Source organism: Iodobacter sp. BJB302, assembly GCF_002735645.1.
In the GTDB taxonomy this organism is placed as follows: Bacteria; Pseudomonadota; Gammaproteobacteria; order Burkholderiales; family Chitinibacteraceae; genus Iodobacter.
Map to the genome: position 1 here is coordinate 59,840 of NZ_PDZG01000013.1, position 20,061 is coordinate 79,900.

Annotated in this window: 13 protein-coding genes and 7 tRNA genes; 13 read left to right on the plus strand and 7 right to left on the minus strand. The window is 47.4% G+C overall.

Annotated features, from left to right (window positions below; translation table 11 throughout):
* Window positions 1-798, minus strand: coding sequence for a type II secretion system protein N (locus CSQ88_RS06475; RefSeq protein ID WP_180273557.1), 798 nt, complete (start codon window positions 796-798; stop codon window positions 1-3).
* A 212-nt stretch (window positions 799-1,010) separates the two neighbouring features.
* Here CSQ88_RS06475 and CSQ88_RS06480 point away from each other — a divergent pair.
* The 11 genes from CSQ88_RS06480 to CSQ88_RS06530 all read left to right on the plus strand — a co-directional run bounded on the left by CSQ88_RS06480 (window position 1,011) and on the right by CSQ88_RS06530 (window position 8,129).
* Window positions 1,011-1,086, plus strand: a tRNA-Val gene (locus CSQ88_RS06480).
* 44 nt (window positions 1,087-1,130) lie between these two features.
* Window positions 1,131-1,207: transfer RNA gene (locus CSQ88_RS06485), tRNA-Asp, on the plus strand.
* 38 nt (window positions 1,208-1,245) lie between these two features.
* Window positions 1,246-1,321, plus strand: a tRNA-Val gene (locus CSQ88_RS06490).
* Window positions 1,322-1,363: 42 nt separating this feature from the next.
* Window positions 1,364-1,440: transfer RNA gene (locus tag CSQ88_RS06495), tRNA-Asp, on the plus strand.
* Between the two features lie 120 nt (window positions 1,441-1,560).
* A tRNA-Val gene (locus tag CSQ88_RS06500) sits at window positions 1,561-1,636 on the plus strand.
* Window positions 1,637-1,674: 38 nt separating this feature from the next.
* A tRNA-Asp gene (locus CSQ88_RS06505) sits at window positions 1,675-1,751 on the plus strand.
* Window positions 1,752-1,770: 19 nt separating this feature from the next.
* Window positions 1,771-1,846, plus strand: a tRNA-Val gene (locus CSQ88_RS06510).
* A 224-nt stretch (window positions 1,847-2,070) separates the two neighbouring features.
* Complete coding sequence (locus tag CSQ88_RS06515; protein ID WP_099397289.1) at window positions 2,071-3,222, plus strand: PAS domain-containing protein; 1,152 nt, start codon at window positions 2,071-2,073, stop codon at window positions 3,220-3,222.
* Between the two features lie 403 nt (window positions 3,223-3,625).
* Window positions 3,626-5,815, plus strand: coding sequence for a LamG-like jellyroll fold domain-containing protein (locus CSQ88_RS06520; RefSeq protein WP_099397290.1), 2,190 nt, complete (start codon window positions 3,626-3,628; stop codon window positions 5,813-5,815).
* Window positions 5,816-5,827: 12 nt separating this feature from the next.
* The gene (locus CSQ88_RS06525) at window positions 5,828-6,028 is read left to right on the plus strand and encodes a hypothetical protein (protein WP_143449434.1); all 201 of its coding nucleotides are present in this window, start codon (window positions 5,828-5,830) and stop codon (window positions 6,026-6,028) included.
* Between the two features lie 43 nt (window positions 6,029-6,071).
* Window positions 6,072-8,129 (plus strand): phosphocholine-specific phospholipase C, encoded by a 2,058-nt coding sequence (locus tag CSQ88_RS06530; protein ID WP_099397292.1) that lies wholly within the window; start codon window positions 6,072-6,074, stop codon window positions 8,127-8,129.
* Window positions 8,130-8,304: 175 nt separating this feature from the next.
* On the opposite strand, the gene CSQ88_RS06535 is transcribed toward CSQ88_RS06530, so the two are convergent.
* Window positions 8,305-9,171: a LysR substrate-binding domain-containing protein gene (locus tag CSQ88_RS06535; protein ID WP_218963020.1), complete on the minus strand. Its 867-nt coding sequence runs from the start codon at window positions 9,169-9,171 to the stop codon at window positions 8,305-8,307.
* A 183-nt stretch (window positions 9,172-9,354) separates the two neighbouring features.
* Here CSQ88_RS06535 and hrpA point away from each other — a divergent pair, with 183 nt between their 5' ends.
* Window positions 9,355-13,266: an ATP-dependent RNA helicase HrpA gene (hrpA, locus tag CSQ88_RS06540; RefSeq protein ID WP_099397293.1), complete on the plus strand. Its 3,912-nt coding sequence runs from the start codon at window positions 9,355-9,357 to the stop codon at window positions 13,264-13,266.
* A gap of 106 nt (window positions 13,267-13,372) precedes the next feature.
* Here hrpA and CSQ88_RS06545 read toward each other — a convergent pair whose 3' ends face one another.
* Genes CSQ88_RS06545 through CSQ88_RS06555 form a run of 3 tightly spaced genes read right to left on the minus strand, consistent with a single transcriptional unit; the run spans window position 13,373 to window position 17,111 of the window.
* Window positions 13,373-13,864, minus strand: coding sequence for a YfiR family protein (locus tag CSQ88_RS06545; RefSeq protein WP_099397294.1), 492 nt, complete (start codon window positions 13,862-13,864; stop codon window positions 13,373-13,375).
* A gap of 2 nt (window positions 13,865-13,866) precedes the next feature.
* Window positions 13,867-15,840, minus strand: a complete 1,974-nt coding sequence (locus CSQ88_RS06550; RefSeq protein WP_099397295.1) for a TonB-dependent siderophore receptor — start codon at window positions 15,838-15,840, stop codon at window positions 13,867-13,869.
* Complete coding sequence (locus CSQ88_RS06555) at window positions 15,837-17,111, minus strand: sensor domain-containing diguanylate cyclase (RefSeq protein WP_099397296.1); 1,275 nt, start codon at window positions 17,109-17,111, stop codon at window positions 15,837-15,839. The genes CSQ88_RS06550 and CSQ88_RS06555 overlap by 4 nt, the downstream gene beginning before the upstream one ends.
* A 403-nt stretch (window positions 17,112-17,514) precedes the next feature.
* Here CSQ88_RS06555 and CSQ88_RS06560 point away from each other — a divergent pair, with 403 nt between their 5' ends.
* Entirely contained in the window at window positions 17,515-17,859 is a 345-nt protein-coding gene (locus tag CSQ88_RS06560; RefSeq protein ID WP_257212506.1) for an FKBP-type peptidyl-prolyl cis-trans isomerase, read from the plus strand.
* 62 nt (window positions 17,860-17,921) lie between these two features.
* On the opposite strand, the gene aceK is transcribed toward CSQ88_RS06560, so the two are convergent.
* Together aceK and CSQ88_RS06570 are read right to left on the minus strand one after the other, a co-directional pair.
* The gene (gene aceK, locus CSQ88_RS06565) at window positions 17,922-19,724 is read right to left on the minus strand and encodes a bifunctional isocitrate dehydrogenase kinase/phosphatase (protein WP_306475238.1); all 1,803 of its coding nucleotides are present in this window, start codon (window positions 19,722-19,724) and stop codon (window positions 17,922-17,924) included.
* Window positions 19,725-19,969: 245 nt separating this feature from the next.
* Window positions 19,970-20,061 (minus strand): IS3 family transposase (locus CSQ88_RS06570; RefSeq protein ID WP_143449393.1); only part of this gene is annotated, 92 nt, incomplete at its 5' end.

Sequence of the window (20,061 nt, forward strand, 5' to 3'; positions counted from 1 at the left end):
TCAAGGCTGAATAAGATATTGCAAATTGACCGAGCTGCCGTTGCGAAGCACAACGAGCAACACTTGGGGCTGCTGACTAAATACGGTGTAAATCAGAGAAATATCGGCGACCTGGGCCAGATTCTGGCCATTAATCGTTTTAATCACATCGCCATTTTGCAATTGCAAAAGCCTGGAGAAAGGCTGAGCAGCGATATTATCAATCTGGATGCCTCCTTCGCGATAGGTAGAAAGCCCCTTCGCCCAATCGGCTACATTAGCGCCTTGCATCGCGCCAGCCAGCTGGCCACGAGAAAGAGAAGTCTGTGTTGCAGCTGCAGCAACAGGTGCACTTGGAGCCGCTGTAATACCAGAGCCAGAAACAACAGGGACAATTGGATTATGCCCTTCCAGCATCAGCGTTTGGCGGCGGCCATTATCATCCAGCACCACATGATCGCTGGCAATTTCCAGCAGCTTTATATTGCCCTGCAGGGTTTGACCTACCTGAGCGGCCACCGCACTGGCCTCCAGCCCTGTAAAAATAGCCGCGCCATATCCTTTCTGGCCAGCAATGACCGCTAACAGCTTGGCCTGAATCGTTGCCGCAGCAGCAACCTGCCCACCCTCGGCGCCAAACCAATCTTGAGCAGCAGAAAAATCCTGAGCTTTTTGAGCAGAAATTTCAGCAGGTAAAATCAAACGCAAAGCACTAGGGCCAGGCTCAAAAACACGCCAAAACAAGCCTGCTAAAAGCCACAACAGGATGCAAAGTAAGGCTGGCTGTACTTTTGCTATAAGAGTAGTGATATGAGACACACGGAAAGCTTTCACGAAGGCAAGGTACTTTGCACAAATGGGAATCAACATTTATACCGCAAACCCCAGTAACTGACTACCGCATAGATATTTCATTCAAAAAGTGTTGACACGATTTTTTCGGCGTGATCTAATGCGCACCTCTTTCGAGACAGGGCAAGCAGCTCAGTAAGCAGAGCCGCTGTCTGGTTGTAAAGATTTGTTGTTTTAGCGGGTGATTAGCTCAGTTGGTAGAGCGTCTGCCTTACACGCAGAATGTCGGCGGTTCGACCCCGTCATCACCCACCACTAACATAGCAAGTTGCTTAGAAAGAAAATAATGATGCCGCTGCGGAGTGGTAGTTCAGTTGGTTAGAATACCGGCCTGTCACGCCGGGGGTCGCGGGTTCGAGTCCCGTCCGCTCCGCCAAGCAACATCATTATTAAGTTTTAAATTGTTTTACAGATGGGTGATTAGCTCAGTTGGTAGAGCGTCTGCCTTACACGCAGAATGTCGGCGGTTCGACCCCGTCATCACCCACCACTTAGTCGAATAAGTGTGCAGTAAAAATTAGTTATGCAAAGAGGAGTGGTAGTTCAGTTGGTTAGAATACCGGCCTGTCACGCCGGGGGTCGCGGGTTCGAGTCCCGTCCGCTCCGCCAACTCATAACTGGTTAGTTGTAAAAGATTTACAGTTTCACAGATGGGTGACGCAGCTCAGTTGCTAGAGTGTCTCCTTGTACGTTTGATGTCTTGTTGAGCGTGCCAAATGATTTACAGATGGGTGATTAGCTCAGTTGGTAGAGCGTCTGCCTTACACGCAGAATGTCGGCGGTTCGACCCCGTCATCACCCACCAAAAGCGTGATGTAGTAAAGATTTAAAATATACCGCTGCGGAGTGGTAGTTCAGTTGGTTAGAATACCGGCCTGTCACGCCGGGGGTCGCGGGTTCGAGTCCCGTCCGCTCCGCCAAGTATTATTGTTGTTCAGTGGGTGATTAGCTCAGTTGGTAGAGCGTCTGCCTTACACGCAGAATGTCGGCGGTTCGACCCCGTCATCACCCACCACCTACCTTATTTTTGCCTTTCCCCCAAATAATAAATCCTTTCTCATTTATTGCATTTTTTTTCACCTAACTGAAAAACAATGTCGCTATTATTCTTTTATATCCCAATTAATTGATCATTTGTTGTTTCACAACCACTATTTTTTGTTTTTTTGCGATTCATTCATCGCAAATAAGAGATTCAACCGCTAAACTAGCAGCCTCTTAGCAAGGTGGTCACAGCATATGAAATCTCCCCTTGCCATGATCGCAGCGCTATCAACGCGCATGATCTGCCTTGCACTGGCTGCAGGTATTTTGGCATTGCACTTTCTTTTAGCACAACAGCCAAGCCCGATGGGCTATGCGCTTGAGCTATGGTTTCTTGCCTGCGCCCTCGCCCTTTTTCTTCGAAAAAAGCAGAAACGTATTTTATCTAATCCAGATACAGAAACACGGCTTGCCGATGATTTTTCGGCATGCCTGCCGGATTTAATCTGGTGCATCAGCTTTGCTAATCGCAGTGTTAATCCGCTGAACCACAGCTTTGCTGATATTCATCCTCAGGCCACCGCCGAAAATAAAAAAATATCCAGCCTGTTTCCAGCCCGAATCTCCCGCCAGTACCTGGAAGCCTTAATTTCTGTGCAAAGCACACAAAAGCCACAAACCTTTGAATACCAGTATGGGGGCAATGATCAGGTTAAGCGTTATTTTGAGGCCCGTTTATTACCGCAATCCTCAAGAGACTGCATGGCCGTTATTCGTGATATCACACATATCAAAGATACCGAGCAGGCATTATTAAACCAGCAATTGTTTGTGCATCAAATTATTGATTCCAGCCCTAATTTAATTTTTGTGCGGGATAAACACGGGCGTTTTCTGCTGGTTAATCACGCAACACAAACGCAGCTTGGCCATGAGCTTTTAGTGCAATCGCATATGGGCTTAGTTGATTCACCCCAGCCTTTTACGCTGGGTGATGCAGATGTACTGGAAAAAGGCGAAACAATCCGCCATTTAGATTCGTGGCTGATGCCGGATAATCAGGTTCACTGGTTTGATATCACCAAACTGCCGATTGTGCGCGATGAAAATACCTATATTTTGTCCATTGCAATGGATATTTCGCATTTAAAAAGCACAGAAGCAGCGATGGAAGATATCCAAAGCCTTATTCGCAACGTAGCCGATGCGCTGCCTGTGTGCTTTGTATTAATTGAACAGGGCGTGATTACCTTTGCAAACCAGGGCGCTGAAGCTTTATTGGGCCAGACCAATAAAGAACTCACCGGAAAAACACTGACAAGCTTAATCGATCCCAATGGTGATTCCAGCAATTATCAGATTATTGAGCTGACTAATATGGCAAACCAGCTGGTGATTTTTAAATAATACCCGCTGAAACCAGCCCGCAGGGCGCAAAAAAGGATGTGAGATCTTTTTTTGCCCAAGCCTGAAAACAGCCACATCCTGCGATGTGGCTATTTTTTTATGCAAAAAATGCAGAACACTTCATTTTGAATCGTATTGCCATCCCATTCATGCACATGCCACACCTGCAAAGGTTTAAGTCCCGCCGCCCGCCTTCAGCAACAAATAAATAATATTAAAAATATAAATTGGTCACACTCAAAAAAAACTTAATGGGGTACTTAGAAAACTTAAGTTTTTTTTAATCCGCAGGTCACCCCTCCTCCTTATGCTAAGCGCCATAAACAGCATTCAATATGCTCAGAAAATTGATTGATTTTTTTTAAATCCATCGTTTTACACGCGCCCGAGGAAGATCACTCCAATGTCTAAAAGTATTTATTTATCAATCACGCTGGCACTCTCCAGTACCATGATCAGCGGCTGTAATTCTTCTGAAGATACCCCTCTCAGCACAAACCCCGGCACACCAGGCAGTGTAACCACCCCCAGCCCGGTGCCTCCCCCTGTTGTCACCCCCACACCCGTGCCAGAAAACCCCAATCCAACGCCCGATCCTGTTCCCACGCTGGCCCCGGTTCCAAGCAATGTCCCCACCTTGCCACCGACACCCGTTCCGACTACTCCTCCCAGCCCCACTCCAGTACCAATACCCACTCCCGTTCCGGGCACTCCGGTGATTCCTACACAAATACCGCAGCCTCCTCTTGGGCCTGCCACTAAAAAAGCATTGCTGATTGGTGTGGATGGTATCCAATACGATGTTCTGCTTGATGCACTCGCAAATAAGCAATTAAGCAATATTGCACAGCTTAATTTAAGCCCAAGCTATGCAGGCGGAATTGCAGGCTCTGCCACTCAGCAACAAACACTCAGCGGCCCGGGCTGGGCATCCATCTTAAGCGGGGCCTGGGCCAACCGCCATGAAGTGCGCTCTGATTACGCGGGGCAAGTATTCAAAACAGATTCAGTATTCAAACAATTAAATCAGGCCCAGTCCACCAGTATTGCCAGCTGGGGTACCTTAAATAAATTATTAAAACTGGATATCAATACCGGGCAATTAAGTAATGTAATTGATTGTGCAGGTTTTGACAGCTGTGTGGTTTCATCCACCCAAACTGCCATTAACAGCGGCAATTTTAATTTAGTGGTTTCCAATCTGCACGCCCCGGAAGAAACAGCATTACACAGTGGCCTTACAAATGATTACAAACAAACACTAAAAACATTAGATCAACAAATAGGCGTTTTAATTGAAACCATTAAAAAACGCCAGGAACAAAACAATGAAGACTGGTTGCTGATCCTGACCTCCAGCCACGGCCTGAGCGAAGGAGGTAACAGCGACGGGCTGCCAAGGCCTTCAAATCAGGCAGGCTTTATTGCTATCAATAAACCCCTTGCTGAAAAAGTAGCGGGCGTGCCACTTAAAGCCCCGGCAAATATTGCAGATTGGTATAGCTATGCCAGCCAGGCCGATATTGCACCTACTCTGCTGAATTATTTAGCAATCAGTAACACAGCCGAAAACCATAAAATGGATGGTGTTTCTTTATTAGAAGCCCCTGCGGTTAAACAATTACAAGCCCGTGCCAACCCGGACCGCAGCAGCATTACCCTTAGCTGGAAATCACAGCAGCCTGTGCGTATTTATCGTAATGGCAAGTTAATTAAAGAGCTGCCGGCAGGTGTAAATAACTTTACGGACAATGCTTTGGATGTTTCCAAAAACGGCTTGTATAAGTTTAATTACACCTTAAGCGTAGGCAAAACACTCACCTCTTATCTGGCTCAAATTGACTATATAAAACCAGCCACACTGGATGAAAGTATTTTAGTAGGCTTAGCCCAGTATTTCTCTTTAGACAGCACCCTGAACGCCAATAAAACTAACCCAGCCTTAACAAGCTTTATTGCCGGGCGTGCCGCCAATTATGTAAATGGCCCATTTGCAAATAAAGCCCTGCAATCAACATCCAATGGCAGCACACCGGCCTGCGCCAGCTGCGATGGAGGGTTTAAAACACCTTTAGTCGTTGATTTCACCAGGAACCCAAGCTTCTCTATTGGCTTTTGGTTCCGCTCTGATGCGCTGCGTAATGATGTGCCGGTAATTGCCAATAAAGATTATAAGAGCGGAGCCAATACAGGCTTTGCCTTTGGCCAGTATTTAAACAGCATCAAATTTAATATTGGTGATGGCAAAAACCGCGTTGATCCGCAGCTTTCATTTACCGCTAACAGCTGGGTTTATTTAGTAATGAGTGTGGATTCAATCAAGAAAACCGCACAGGTGTTTATTGCCGATCCTAATCGCCCGCTGCAAACAGCAACAGCCAATCTTTCCGCTTTTGATTTAAGCAAATTTACCGGTCTGAATGTTTTAGGGATTAATGAAGATGCACAGGGCAATTATGTAACTGCAGGCAAAGGCGGCACAGCAGGCTCATTTGATTACAGCGATTTAGCCATCTGGAACCGGACACTCAGCCAGGACGATGTTTTAGGCCTTGCCACGACCGGTAAATCACTTAAATCGTTTAATCCTTAATCAATGGAAAGCATGATGCACATCACCCGTAAACGCTTGCTGAGCCTTGCCAGCAGCCTGCTTTTGCTTGGCCTCGCCGCATGTAACAGCGATGAATCCCCCGCGAAAGATAGCGCAAAACCTGCATCTGCTGCGGCAGCGGCAGCGGCGGCTTCCGCAGCAACAAGCTCTGGCAATCAGCCCCAGCCGCCCGCTTTGCACTGCGCCCCTTAATTGAGCAACCGGCTCGTCTGAAGCACAACAGGTTATTTATAAAATGAAAGCAATTAATCGCAGAAATTTCTTAAGCCTTGCGGCAAAAACAGCGGGGGGCGCAACGGCGCTCTCATTTATCCCGCCTAGTATTATGAAAGCACTGGCTATTCCGGCGAATTCCCAAACCGGCACAATCAACGATATAGAGCATGTGGTGATCCTGATGCAGGAAAACCGCAGCTTTGATCATTACTTTGGCACCCTGCATGGCGTGCGTGGCTTTGGCGATAAGCTGCCCATTCCTCTGCCTGGTGGCAAATCGGTCTGGAACCAAAAAGATGGCACAGGCAAAGAAATGCCGCCATTCCATCTGGATACCCGCCTCACAAGCGCCCAACGCGTACCCGGCACGCCCCATTTAATGCCTGACGCACAAAGTGCATGGGCTGGCGGGCGCATGGATGAATGGCCCAAATTTAAAACCCAGTATTCGATGGGCTATTACCGCCAGGAAGACCTGCCTTTTCAATTTGCACTGGCCAATGCCTTTACCATTTGCGACAGCTATCACTGCTCGTTTCACGGCGGCACCAATCCAAACCGCCTGCATTTGTGGACCGGCATGATCGATCCAACTGGCAAAAACGGCGGCCCGGTGATTAATAATGACGGGGAAAGTAAAACGTCCCCGGCTGAATATTCCTGGACTACCTATCCGGAGCGGCTTGAAGAAGCCGGTGTCAGCTGGCGTATTTATCAGGATGCTAACGATAATTTTAGCGATAACTCGGTGGAAGGCTTTGCAAACTTCCGCCGCGCCAAACCAGACAGCAGCCTGTGGCGAAATGGCATGTCCACCTGGACCATGGAGCAATTTGCCACCCACGCAGCTGGCGGCACCCTGCCGCAAGTTTCCTGGCTGGTTGCCCCCGCCAAATACTCCGAGCACCCCGGCCCATCCAGCCCGATCCAGGGTGCGGAATACACGCAGCAGGTGCTGAACGCACTTACCGCCAATCCCGATACCTGGAGCAAAACGGTCTTGTTTGTGATGTTTGATGAAAACGACGGCTTTTTTGATCATGTACCACCACCTGCCGCCCCTGCCAAAAATGCCGATGGCAGCTTTGCGGGTAAATCAACCGTAGATACCCAGCTCGATTACCACACCAACGGGCAGATTTATGGCCTGGGGCCGCGCGTGCCCATGTATGTGATTTCCCCATGGAGCAAGGGCGGCTGGGTAAATTCAGAAGTATTTGATCACACCTCGGTGATTAAATTTCTGGAAAACCGCTTCGGGGTATTCGAGCCCAATATCAGCCCATGGCGACGTGCAGTATGCGGTGATTTGATGTCGGCATTTAACTTTGCCGCCCCCAATGACACTACCGTGCCGCCCATGCCCAGCACCAGCCAGGCCGATACGATTGTGCTTAACCAAAGTAAATTACCTAAGCCTGCAGCGCCGCTGATACCGGTATTACCAAGGCAAAACCAGGGAACCCGGCCATCCCGTGCCCTGCCTTATGAATTACACACCAGTGGCCGCAGTGAAGCTGCCAACGGCAAAATGTGGCTAATTTTTAGTAATACCGGCAAGGCAACAGGCGTGTTTCATGTTTACGATCAGCTGCATCTTGATCGTGGCCCTCGCCGCTATACTGTCGAGCCAGGCAAGTTGTTATCAGACGATTGGAATACCACGGGCGATCAGGGCTTATACGATTTATGGGTGCTGGGGCCAAATGGCTTTCACCGCCACTTTAAGGGCAACACCAACAGCCAGGATAATAATCCGGAAATCCGCGTTTGCTACGATTATGTAAATGGTGATGTTTACCTGCAGCTGCAAAACACCGGCAGCAAAGATGCAGCACTCACCATCACCGCCAATGACTACCGCACCGATGGCCCATGGCCTGTCACCATAGCCCCCGGCGCAAATGCAGAACACTCGTGGCCTTTATACGAAAGCGGCCACTGGTACGACTTTAGCGTAACAGGCAGCAATGACTTTGTACGGCGCTTTGCCGGCCGGGTAGAAACCGGAAGACACTCAATCAGCGACCCGACCAATGCAGGAACAGTGATGAGATACAGAAAACGAGCCAGTTAAACCCCATCATTTCAACAGCCCTCAGGGGCTGTTTTTTTATGTGAACAAAACCCAAATCTTGAACCACAGAGTTACACGGAGAATATCCTGAGAAATAACTCATCTATTGTGTGCCATTCATATTCTTTATAAATATCTGCCTTAACGCGCCTGCGTCATTACGCCTGAACACGCCCTAAGCTAAAGGCTCAATATGCCGTAAAAAAGCGGCAATTAAAGGCACTTTTTCTCTGTCTTTCAGGTAATAGAGATACTCATAAATCAAAGGACTGGTTTGTCTGAATGGCAAAATACTGAGCGCCGAATGATTGGGCACTTCACCTTCAGACATAATGCTCGCGCCAAAGCCATGAATAATCGCTTGCCGGATGGCCTCGCCATTGGCAATACACGAGCTTGATTTGGGCTGAATCCCATGTTCCTGCAAAAATTGCTGAGTCAGCTTTTGTGTTTCAGAGCCTTCTTCACGCAATAAAAGATGGACCCTAGCTAAATCAGCAATATCTAGGTCTTTTTGCTTAGCCAATGGATGATCGCTTCTAATGGCCAAAACTAAAGGCTCGGCGGCAAGTAAAATACAGTTTAAACGGGCATCTTCTATTTTTTTTGAAGAAACGGTTAAATCAATTGCGTATTCATTTAATGCCTTTAGCATTTCCTTAGAATTACCAAATTGCATAGAAAGCTGGATTTGTGGATACGCCGCATGAAAATGAGCAATGCTATGGCTGATAAAATAAGGCCCAGTTGCGCCAATACGTAAATTACCCTGCTGAGCGCCTCCTGCATTTCGCAGAGTAAAATCAATATTGGCTTCTTCCTGCAATAAGCGCTCTACCATAGGCATCAGGCGAATGCCTGCATCGCTGAGTACCCAGCGTGCGCCGCCCCGGTAAAACAATTCAATTTGATAAATCTCTTCTAACTGGCGAATTCGTGAAGTAATGGTTGGCTGGCTTAATTTAATCTGCCTTGCCGCTAATGCCACACTGCCCTGACGGGCCACTTCAAAAAAAGAGCAAAGTAATTCGCTGAGCATCATTTCAATTTTAAATAAATAAACACCCAGAGTTTAGGTCGGGCTGATGACAATCAGGCGACAAGATCATCAGATTATTCCCGATATTATTTAAAGCCAGCCGCTCTTGCTATTTATCGCCTTAGCATCATGGGGCCAGCATGGTAAAATCGCCGCCTTCTTATCTGTACAAGCTTAACTCCAGCGATGAACCCCACGGCATCTAGTTCCACTCCAGAGCAAAACTACAACCAACAAATTGCCGACACGCAATTGGTAGACAGAGGCAATCTGGAGCGCCTGCTGCATCGCCTGAATCAACGGCAAGCCAAACAGCAGCCTTGCGATAAAGAATTGCGTGAGCTGGAAGCGGGTATTGCCAAATCGCTGGCTAAAAGCGAGCAGCGCAGAAGCCGCCTGCCCCGCCCGGAATTCGATGAAAATCTGCCGGTTAATCAGCGTAAAGACGAGCTAAGTGAAGCGATTGCCAAACACCAAGTTGTAATTGTATGCGGTGAAACCGGCTCGGGTAAAACCACCCAGCTACCGAAGATTTGCTTGGAATTGGGCCGTGGTGTGCATGGCCTGATTGGCCATACCCAGCCGCGCCGCCTGGCCGCCAGATCGGTCGCAACGCGCATCGGCCAGGAATTAAAATCTGAAAACGCCGTCGGTTTTAAGGTGCGTTTTACCGATAAAACCACCGATGCCAGCTATATCAAGCTGATGACAGACGGGATTTTGCTGGCCGAAACGCTGTCTGATCCCTACCTCTTAAAATACGACACGATTATTATCGACGAGGCGCACGAGCGCAGCCTGAATATCGATTTCTTACTTGGCTATATCAAGCAGCTGCTGCCCAAGCGCCCAGAGCTGAAAGTCATCGTTACCTCCGCCACCATTGATGCCGATCGCTTCAGTCAGCATTTTGCCGGTGCACCTGTCATGGAAGTCTCTGGCCGCACCTTCCCCGTGGAAGTGCGCTATCAGCCACTGCACGCTGTAGATGAAGACGATCAGGAGCTGGAAATGGAAGAAGCCATCGTCCAGGCCATTGAAAACCTGTGGCGGCACGATGGCAGCGGCGATGTGCTGGTGTTTTTGCCGGGCGAGCGCGAGATTCGCGAAACCGCCGAAGAGCTGCGCAAAGCCAAACTGCGCGACGCCGAAATTCTGCCACTGTTTGCACGGCTTTCTAACGAAGATCAGCAGCGGATTTTCAGAAGCGGGAGCAGTGGCCGCCGTATTGTGCTGGCCACCAATGTGGCCGAAACCTCGCTCACCGTGCCGGGCATCCGCTATGTAGTGGATTCGGGCCATGCGCGGATTAAACGCTATTCACCGCGCGCAAAAGTCGAGCAATTACTGGTTGAGAAAATCTCCCAAGCCTCGGCCCGCCAGCGTTCTGGCCGTTGCGGCCGGGTGGCTTCGGGTATTTGCGTGCGGCTTTATGATGAAGCTGACTTTAATAACCGCTCCGAATTTACTGATCCGGAAATCGTTCGCTCGTCTTTAGCAGCGGTCATCTTGCGTATGGCAGCACTCAAACTGGGCCATATCGACAACTTTCCTTTCCTGGAAGCGCCATCCAGCCGTTTAATCAGCGACGGCTATCAGCAGCTGCGTGAGCTGGGTGCGGTCGATATGGCAGACCAGCTGACCCCCATTGGTAAGCAACTCGCCCGCCTGCCGGTCGACCCGCGCATTGGCCGTATGCTGCTGGCCGGGCGTGATGAGCATTGCCTCGCCGAGATTCTGATTATTGCCTCGGCGCTATCGGCGCAAGACCCGCGCGAGCGCCCTTTCGACGCCAAAGAAGCCGCGGCCCGCGCCCAAGCCAGGTTTGTGGATGATAAATCCGACTTCCTGTCGTTCTTACGCATGTGGGAATTCTTTAACGAGGCGCTGGATAATAAAACCAGCAATCGTCAATTGATTAACCTTTGCCACGAGCACTTTTTATCCTATCTGCGCCTGCGCGAATGGCGGGATTTACATCGCCAGCTGGCCGAAATTTGCCAAGATATGGATTTACAGCTGAATGATTTAAAAACAGCGCCGGGCACGCCAGAGCAAATTTTAAAAGCGCTGATGACCGGATTGCTGGGCAATATCGGCTTTAAGCAGCCGGAAAACGACGAATACCTGGGCGCGCGCGGGATTAAATTTAATATTTTCCCTGGCTCCGGCCTGAAAAAAGCACGACCAAAATGGATTATTGCCGCCGAAGTGGTTGAAACCACCAAAATCTATGGCCGCTGCGTGGCCGCTATCGAGCCGGAATGGGTGGAGCGCATCGCCGCCCACCTGGTGAACCGCCATTATTTTGATCCGCACTGGGAAAAAACCTCAGCGCAAGTGAATGCCAGCGAGCGCGTTACCCTCTATGGCCTGCCGATTGTGCCCAAACGCCGCGTGCATTTTGGCAAGATTGATCCTGTGGCATCACGCGAGATTTTTATCCGCGAAGCCATGGTGAACTTTAATTACAACAGCCGCGCCAAATTTTTTGAGCACAATAAGACGCTGATTCTGGACGTGCAGGATTTAGAACATAAAGCCCGCCGTCAGGATGTGCTGGTGGATGATGATGCGTTATTTGCGTTTTTTGACGCCAAAATTCCAGCCGATATTGTGAATGGCGCTGGCTTTGAAGCATGGCGTAAGCTGATTGAAAAAGACAATCCCCAGCACCTGTTCCTGTCCCGCGATGATTTAATGCAGCACGGCGCAGCTGCGGTGACAGAAGAGCAATTCCCAGAATTTTTCCGCCTGAACGACGCCAAGCTGCCGCTCTCTTACCGTTTTGAGCCAGCCCACCCGCTCGATGGCGTGACCATCACCCTGCCGCTGCATCTGTTAAATCGCGTGAATCACGCTGTTTTTGACTGGCTGGTACCGGGCATGATTCGCGAAAAAATCACCCTGCTGATTAAATCACTACCAAAATCCATCCGCCGTATTTGCGTGCCGGTGCCGGAATTTGCCACCAAAATGCTGGTTGAGCTGGATAAGGCCTCCAGAACCGAGCCGCTGCTACCGCAACTGGCGCAAGCAGTGGGCCGTGGCGCGGGGCTGATTGTGCCCAGCGATGCCTTCAACCCCAAGGATCTGCCGCCCCATCTGCAAATGAATTTCAGAATTGTGGATGATGCAGGCCAAGAGCTGGCGCAAGGCCGCGACCTGATTGCACTGCGTGCCCAGCTGGGTGAAGCGGCACAAATGACCTTCCGCGATGCGGCGGACGACAGCGTCAGCATCGAAAAAACCGGCATTATGAAATGGGATTTCGGCGATCTGCCTGCCAAAATCAATTTCAAACGCCAGGGCCGCTCGATTACCGGCTTTCCAGGCTTGGTACCAGAAGAAGACGCAGTGGCGATTCGCCTGTTTGATACCGAATACGCCGCCGCTGCAGCGCATCGGGACGGGGTAATTTGCCTGCTGAAATTCGAGCTAAAAGACCATGTAAAACAGCTGCCTAAATCGCTACCGACGTTTAACCCGCTGGCATTGCAGCTGCGCGGTGTATGCAATGGTGACGAGCTGATGGATGACATCGTGGCCTGCATTTGCGATCGCGCCTTTATTGGCGAAGACGATGCGCCGCGTAAGCCAAAAGAATTCGACAGCCAGAAATCCCGCGCCAAAGTACGCCTGCCCTCGGTACGTGATGCGGTGATGCGCATCCTGGCCGAGCTGACCCAGGAATACGTGGCACTGAATAAACTGATCGCCAAACCATCACCCTTTGCCAGCGCCATGACAGAATTACTCGGCCAGCTGGTATTTAAAGGCTTTTTACATAAAACCCCGTGGGAGCAATTACCGCGCCTGCCCATCTATGTAAAAGCCATGCGCATCCGCGCTGAAAAACGCGTTGCCAATCCACAAAGAGACGGCCAGCGCGGTGCGGAAATCAACGAGCTATTTAAACGCTGGGAAGCCGAGATGCTGAAATGGGAAAAAGAAGGCCGGGACACCACCCCGCTTGCTCCGTTTCGCTGGATGATAGAAGAACTGCGCGTTGGCCTCTTTGCTCAGGAGCTGAAAACGCCTTATCCGGTATCGGTTAAGCGCTTAAGCAAAGTGTTTGAAGATTTAACTAAACACTAATCAGTAAAAAGGCCGGCGAAGCACCGCCGGCCTTTTTACACGCTGCCTCATTGCTTGCAACAGCCGCCGCGCCGCAGCTGAATAGACACTTCAGTTTCACTTTGATTCAGCGTACTTCTTTTGCCAATTTAAGCAATTGCGCACTCATCACCAAACCTACCTGATTAGCCTGTGAGCGGTTGATTTTAAAGCTGATCCGGTTTGGCTCGGTCACAAGGACAATCATCGCTTTTTCTTCAAATGCTTCTGCATTCTCACCAATCACTAAAATAGGTAAAGGCAAAACCACCGCCAGATTAATCCGCTCTTGTGCTCCAATAAAAAGCACATTGCAGTCTGTTGCCGATTTCACAGACGACACCTTTACAACCTTAACCGGATTACCATTTATTCTTCTGTCTTTAAATTTATCCAATTCATCATAAATACCTCTAGCCCCTAAAACACAAAGCAGGGTTTCTTTATTCGGCGGCAGTGGCCAGGTTGTAAATTGAGCAAAGCGAAAAATAAAATTCGCTTTTAATTCTGTTTCATCTGCAGCAGCCCATACGCGGGCAGAGAGCAGTGAAAATAACAGCATCAATATCAGCTTAGCCATTATTAATACCTGATATTGATTTTAAGCCGAATATCACGACCATCTTGTTTTAATGAAAACCGATCAAAATTAATATACCTTGTCGCCTCCTCATACGATACATCAGCAAGATTATGCACAGAGAGTGATACAGAGCAGTCTTTGCTGATATCGCCATTCAGCGCAATATCGGCCAGCCATTGTTTTGGCAGCTCACCAAAGAAAATCTCTCTGCCGCTGATATATCTCAGCTCAGTGGCTAATTTCCAGCGGGAGTCAGCAAAGGGCAATAAAAATTTGAAATTGAGCATATGCCGTGGCGAATTAAACAAGGCTATATCATTACCAATTTCAGTTTTTTGTAATGAATAAGCCAGTTTTGCCTGAATTCCAGCCTCAAACCGCTGCTCCAGCTCAGTTTCAAAACCCGTACTGACTACTTTTTCTAAATTCGTATAAACCAGACCATAATCTGTAGCCGCCTGACCAATTAAATCATTCATTTCATAGTGATAAACAGATCCATTTAATTTAGTACTGGGTGTTAAATAATGCTCGGCCACCAGCTCAAGCGTTGTAATTTTTTCTGCTTTTGCTTCAGGGTAGTTAATGGCGGTATTACGAGTTTGCTCAAAAAAATTAGGATTTCTAAAGGCAGAGCCATACAATAATTTAATATTTGTTTTATCCAGCGGGTTCCAGATCAAACCCAGCCGGGGATTAAGATATTCACCATATTCAGTATGATCGTACCTTGCCCCCGCAATAAAAATAAACCCATCAGCAAAATTGTATTCATCCTGAGCAAAAAAAGCGTAGTGGCTGGAGGACTGCTCTATTGGGCTTCCTGCATTGAAGCCCTCGGTGTAGTTATTCCAGAATTGCTCAGCATTCACCCGGCCTTCCACACCCAATAAAATTTTATGCCCGGGCAGCTGATTATATAAAGCATGCAATTCGCCATCCCACCAGCGGCCCTTTGCATTTTCTTTATCTACAAACATCGTTTCAGAATTATAATAGACTGGAAAAATTCCTTTATATTCTTCCTCGTGGTAACTCAATCGCGCCTGCATATTCCAATCAGAAAACAATTCAAAATCATAGCTTAAGCTGATTAATGAGCGCTGACTCTCATTTAAAGATGTGCCATTTTTAATACTCAGCACAGGCGAATCAGCGGAGCCAAATAAAACTGGATTGGTTTTTTCCCTGCTGGAAAATACCCCGGTCAGCTGCAAGCCATCCATTGATATTTTAGTAAAGAGATAACGGCTTAAATCGCCGTCTGTAACCGGGTCTCCATTAAATTCCGGTGCTGGAACAGCGTAATCCATATAATAAGGATGGCTGGGGCCGCCTCTGTAAAACTGGCTGGCCGAAATTAAATACTCAAGACCATTATCTAAACGATTCGCCATACTGGCACGTAATTTACTGGTATTAAAGCTTCCATATTCAAGCGAAGCTTCTGCACCACGCAAGCTGGCCGCACCGCGCGTTAATACATTGACTACACCTAAGAAAGCGTTATTACCATAAATAGCTGATCCCGGGCCGGGCACATATTCTACTCTGTCGATTAAATCCACATCGAGCGGAAATTCATTTCCCACAAAAGCACTATCAAATACATTATTATTTAAACGAATTCCATCAATTAAAATCAATACGCGGGTATTGTAATCGCCCGGAATAGCCACACCGCGGGCCCCCAGAAATGTATTCTGCCCGTCATAGCTGGTAAACAGGCCAGGCATACTGCGTAATATTTCCCCAAGGGTGCGATAACCAAACAGCTGAATATCATCACGGCTGATCACCCGGACTGCCGATGGCGCATTTTTAACCCCCTGAGAAAATTTAGATGCCGTTGAGACATCCACATTATGAGGCGGGTTAATTAAAGCCGTATCGAGCAAATCCTCAAGGCTGGGACCGCCAGAATCTGCCCGGGCAAGACTGAATAAAAATAATAGCGGAAAAAGATATCTCATTTTTTTTCCGAATAAACACAGAAAGTATTTTTGCCTGCCTTTTTGGCCTGATACATAGCCAGATCAGCATAGTGCAGCAAGGTTTTTGGATCATCGCTATGTAAAGGACAGCATGCAATACCAATACTGACCCCTACCGGCATGACTTCACCATGAACAATAATCGGCTGCTTTACCCCGGCTACCAGTCTTTCAGCTAAAATCTTAGCCGCTTCTTCATCCGCAATTTGCGGCAAAATAGCTGCAAACTCATCCCCACCCAATCGGCAAGGCATATCAGTACTGCGCAAAATATTTTTTAAGCGCTGCGAAATAATAGTCAGAACTAAATCACCGGCCTCATGCCCGAATTGATCATTTACATATTTAAAGTTATCTAAATCAATAAACATAAGTGCTGAAAACTGATTCTCTATAATAGAACGCCCCACCGTTGTTGCCAAAGCCTGATGGAAATAATGGCGATTAGGCAGCTGAGTTAAATTATCATAATTTGCCAGAATATCTAAACAGCGCTCTGACTCCTTGCTTTGATTCAATTCTTCTTTAATATCGTTTTCCCATTTCTCTATTTTTGCTAGCATCTGATTAAAATGAAAAGACAATCTGCCTAACTCATTATTACTGATATAACTGGAGCGCAGGCTGTAGTCGCGCTGTAATGCGACATTCTCTGCAACAGTAGACAGCTCAAAAATAGGAGCCAGTGCCCTGACCTGCAAGCGGTTTAAAATAATAGAAGCCGTGACAATCGCAATCGCCGTTAATACCAGGCCCAATAAAAAGAATTGCAGTGTTTCTCTGTAAACTGCATCAAAACCAATCTGTAATTGCACCGCGCCCAGCAACTCACCATCCAGCGATACCGGCACCAATACTGCAATATGATCAAAAGACATATCCGTCAGAGGCTGATTAGAAATATGAGTAAACGAAAAGAGCTGGCTGTCCTTATGCAAAGCGCCCCAGTCAGCAAAAATTTGGTTTTGCGTATTTACAATACTTAAATAGGCAAGATCTGGTGTAGTGATAAATGAGTGGACCAGGGTCTTGGCTGCTTTCTGATCGTTAAAAACCAGCATGGGTGCAATATTTGCAGCCAGAATATTGGCATTGACAATGGCCTCAGTTTTTAAACGCTGCACGGCAAGATAACTATAAGAAACAGAAAACAAGGCAAGGCAAACGAGCAATGTACTTGCGATACCAAGCACATTCAGCAGCAATAATTCTTTTGCCAGTGGTAGATTTTTAATTCTGCTCTTTTCCATTTAAAGCCTTATTCATGTGCCCAAACATACTGCGATTGCCACATTTTTACACAAAGAGGCTATCGATGCTGAAATATAGCGCACTGGCTGATTTATCCTAAGCGACTGGCAAATATTTATTAAACAGGCTGACCAGTGATTGCATTACAAGGCAGATTTTCTATCAATAAGCTGCGCTAATAAGGAAGTAAATCCCGCCATTTGATCCATGCCCGTTGTGCGCTTATCGGAGCATTGAGCGGCACCATTACAAAAATACATTCCCTCTTACGTAAATTAAGTAACAATGGCATGTTATAGTCAACATAATGTAAGGAGAACCCATCTGATGAAAACCCGTTTATTTGCAATTGCGCTCTGCTTTGCCGGTATCACGCATGCACAAGCCGCTGCCGTTACGCCCATCACAAAGCTTGAAGTAATTGATGTAAAAGCCGGAAACGGTAAAGAGGCCACAACAGGCAGCACGGTTACCGTGCATTACACCGGCTGGCTTTATGATGCTAAAGCCGATAAAAATCACGGCACGCAATTTGACAGCTCAGTAGGCAAAACACCTTTCAGCTTTCCACTGGGTGCAAAACGCGTCATTAAAGGCTGGGATGCGGGTGTGGCAGGGATGAAAACTGGCGGGAAACGCACGCTGATTATCCCCGCTGAAATGGCCTATGGTGCGCGCGGTGCGGGCAATGTAATCCCCCCCAATGCGCCCTTAGTGTTTGATGTTGAATTGCTGGATGTAAAGTAATTTACACCCGGAAAAAAAGCAGGGCCGGTCATGAGGCCCTGCCTTTTTTATATCTGCAACTATCAAACTGATACACCCTTCGCCTTATTTGGGTAGCGCTTTGCAAAACGCTCTTCCTGCGGATAGGGGTAAAAATCTTCAATAAAACCCTGTTTAATTCTGTCTTTTGCATGCTGCCAAAAACGTACGGTAAGTAAATCAGCGTGATGCTGCATAAAGATTTTTTTAACATCCGGGCGGCCTAACAAAAAAGTGCCGAATTCTTCCGGATACACTTCATTCGGATTGCCGCTGAACCAGGTATCACTGCTCATTTCAAATTCTGGTGCAGGTGGGGGTGGAATACGGCGGAAATCACAATCCGTCATATACTCAATTTCATCATAATCATAAAACACCACCCGGCCTTCGCGGGTCACACCAAAATTTTTAAACAGCATATCGCCAGGAAAAATATTGGCAATGGCCAGTTCGCGCAGCGCATTGCCATAATCTTCAATCACGCTGGCAATTTCTTCATCATGGCGTTTCTCTATAAAGATATTCAGCGGCGTCATCCGCCTTTCAATATAAAGATGGCGCAAAATGACTTTATCTTCGCTTTCTTCTAAAATGGATGGCGCTAATTTACGGATCTCATCTAAAAGCTCTTCATTAAAACGCGCTTTGGGTAAAGCCACGTCCGAGAATTCTAATGAATCGGCCATTCGCCCAACCCGGTCATGCTGTTTCACCAATAAGTATTTGGCTTTTACAATCGCCCGGTCTACCTCTTTGGGTGGTGCAATCACATCCTTAATTATTTTAAATACAAAAGGAAAAGATGGCAGGGTAAATACAATCATCACCATGCCCTTGGTGCCCGGCGCAAACACAAAGGAATCAGTGGAATGCCGCAGATGATGAAATAGCTCACGGTAAAACATCGTTTTACCCTGCTTGCCCAAACCCAGCATGGTGTAAAGCTCGGCGCGTGATTTATCCGGCATAAGCTTTTGTAAATAGCGCACATAGGCCGATGGGACTTCCATATCGACTAGGAAATAAGCACGGGATAAGGAAAATAAATGGCTGATTTGCCATGGCTCAAACAGCGCGGCATCCAGAAATAGTTTTCCTTCTGCATCACGGCAAAGCGGCAGGGCAAAGGGGATTTCTAAATCTTCATGAATGGCTTTGCCAATAATATATACCGCTTTATTGCGATAAAAAGGCGAGGCCAAAACCTGAATTTGGGTATTCAGTGCAAACTCTGGCCAGCGGCCTAGAAACTTGTGCAGGGCCCGCAGCAGGCGGCGCACATCACGCTCTAAATCTACAAAGGGCAGCTCAAAATTAAAGTCAGTAAACATATTGGCCAGCGTCGCATTCAGCCCTGTCTGAATAGGGTAATAGCTGCGATAAATAGGTGGCTCTGATTCTATATATTCAGTGGAGACGGCCGGGCGATAAAAAATAAAATCATTATGAAAATAAGTGCGGTGCAAAATACGGCAGCATACCGAATTAAAAAATGTTTCAGCCAGCTCAGGCTGCTGATGATTAATCAGTAAACCAATAAAATAGAGTTTTACTTTAGACCATGTCGCATCCGGCAAGCTGTCTGCATTAAAATCCTGCTTAAGCCGGTCTGCCGTTTCTATGACACGCAAATCATAAAAAGCGATTCTGTCGCGTACTTCTGCACGCTGAGCATGAAAATCACCCTCAATAAAATGAACTTTGGCCTTACGGCTGGATTCCCTGAATAAACGATAGTGCCAGTCAAAACCTTCCTGCAGGGCAAGCGCAATTGCGGCGACTTCCCAGTGATCAGGGTTAGGGCTGTCTAGGCTGGAATCCAGTCTTACGCTATTCATTGGCATAGGTACTTTCCTTTTAAATAAAGTAACCTTTTATTTGCATCATCAGATGATATTTACATATTTATAGACAATATCTTTGCCGGCAGCGCATCTTTAGAAAAAATGCTCTTTTTTTACTGCAATTTCAAAGTTTTAAAATGATTGAATCAAGATACACGGTTTATTTTTTCTGCTCATTATGTAAATCCCTAAGAAAAAAGCCCCCGGTATATGAACTGACCCCAATTAGTTGGACAGTATAAAAGCTAGGCGCTCAAGGGCTGGGTTCTGTATTGCACAGGACTCAGCCCTTTTAACTTCAGTTTGATTCGGTCGTGGTTATAGTAATGGATGTAAT

Bases quoted from the DNA above. Each gene is read 5' to 3' on its own strand.
- CSQ88_RS06515 (WP_099397289.1), top strand. From the start codon at position 2,071: ATGAAATCTCCCCTTGCCATGATCGCAGCGCTATCAACGCGCATGATC.
- CSQ88_RS06550 (WP_099397295.1), bottom strand. From the start codon at position 15,840: ATGAGATATCTTTTTCCGCTATTATTTTTATTCAGTCTTGCCCGGGCA.
- hrpA (WP_099397293.1), top strand. From the start codon at position 9,355: ATGAACCCCACGGCATCTAGTTCCACTCCAGAGCAAAACTACAACCAA.
- CSQ88_RS06555 (WP_099397296.1), bottom strand. From the start codon at position 17,111: ATGGAAAAGAGCAGAATTAAAAATCTACCACTGGCAAAAGAATTATTG.
- CSQ88_RS06520 (WP_099397290.1), top strand. From the start codon at position 3,626: ATGTCTAAAAGTATTTATTTATCAATCACGCTGGCACTCTCCAGTACC.
- CSQ88_RS06525 (WP_143449434.1), top strand. From the start codon at position 5,828: ATGATGCACATCACCCGTAAACGCTTGCTGAGCCTTGCCAGCAGCCTG.
- CSQ88_RS06545 (WP_099397294.1), bottom strand. From the start codon at position 13,864: ATGGCTAAGCTGATATTGATGCTGTTATTTTCACTGCTCTCTGCCCGC.
- aceK (WP_306475238.1), bottom strand. From the start codon at position 19,724: ATGCCAATGAATAGCGTAAGACTGGATTCCAGCCTAGACAGCCCTAAC.
- CSQ88_RS06530 (WP_099397292.1), top strand. From the start codon at position 6,072: ATGAAAGCAATTAATCGCAGAAATTTCTTAAGCCTTGCGGCAAAAACA.
- CSQ88_RS06535 (WP_218963020.1), bottom strand. From the start codon at position 9,171: ATGATGCTCAGCGAATTACTTTGCTCTTTTTTTGAAGTGGCCCGTCAG.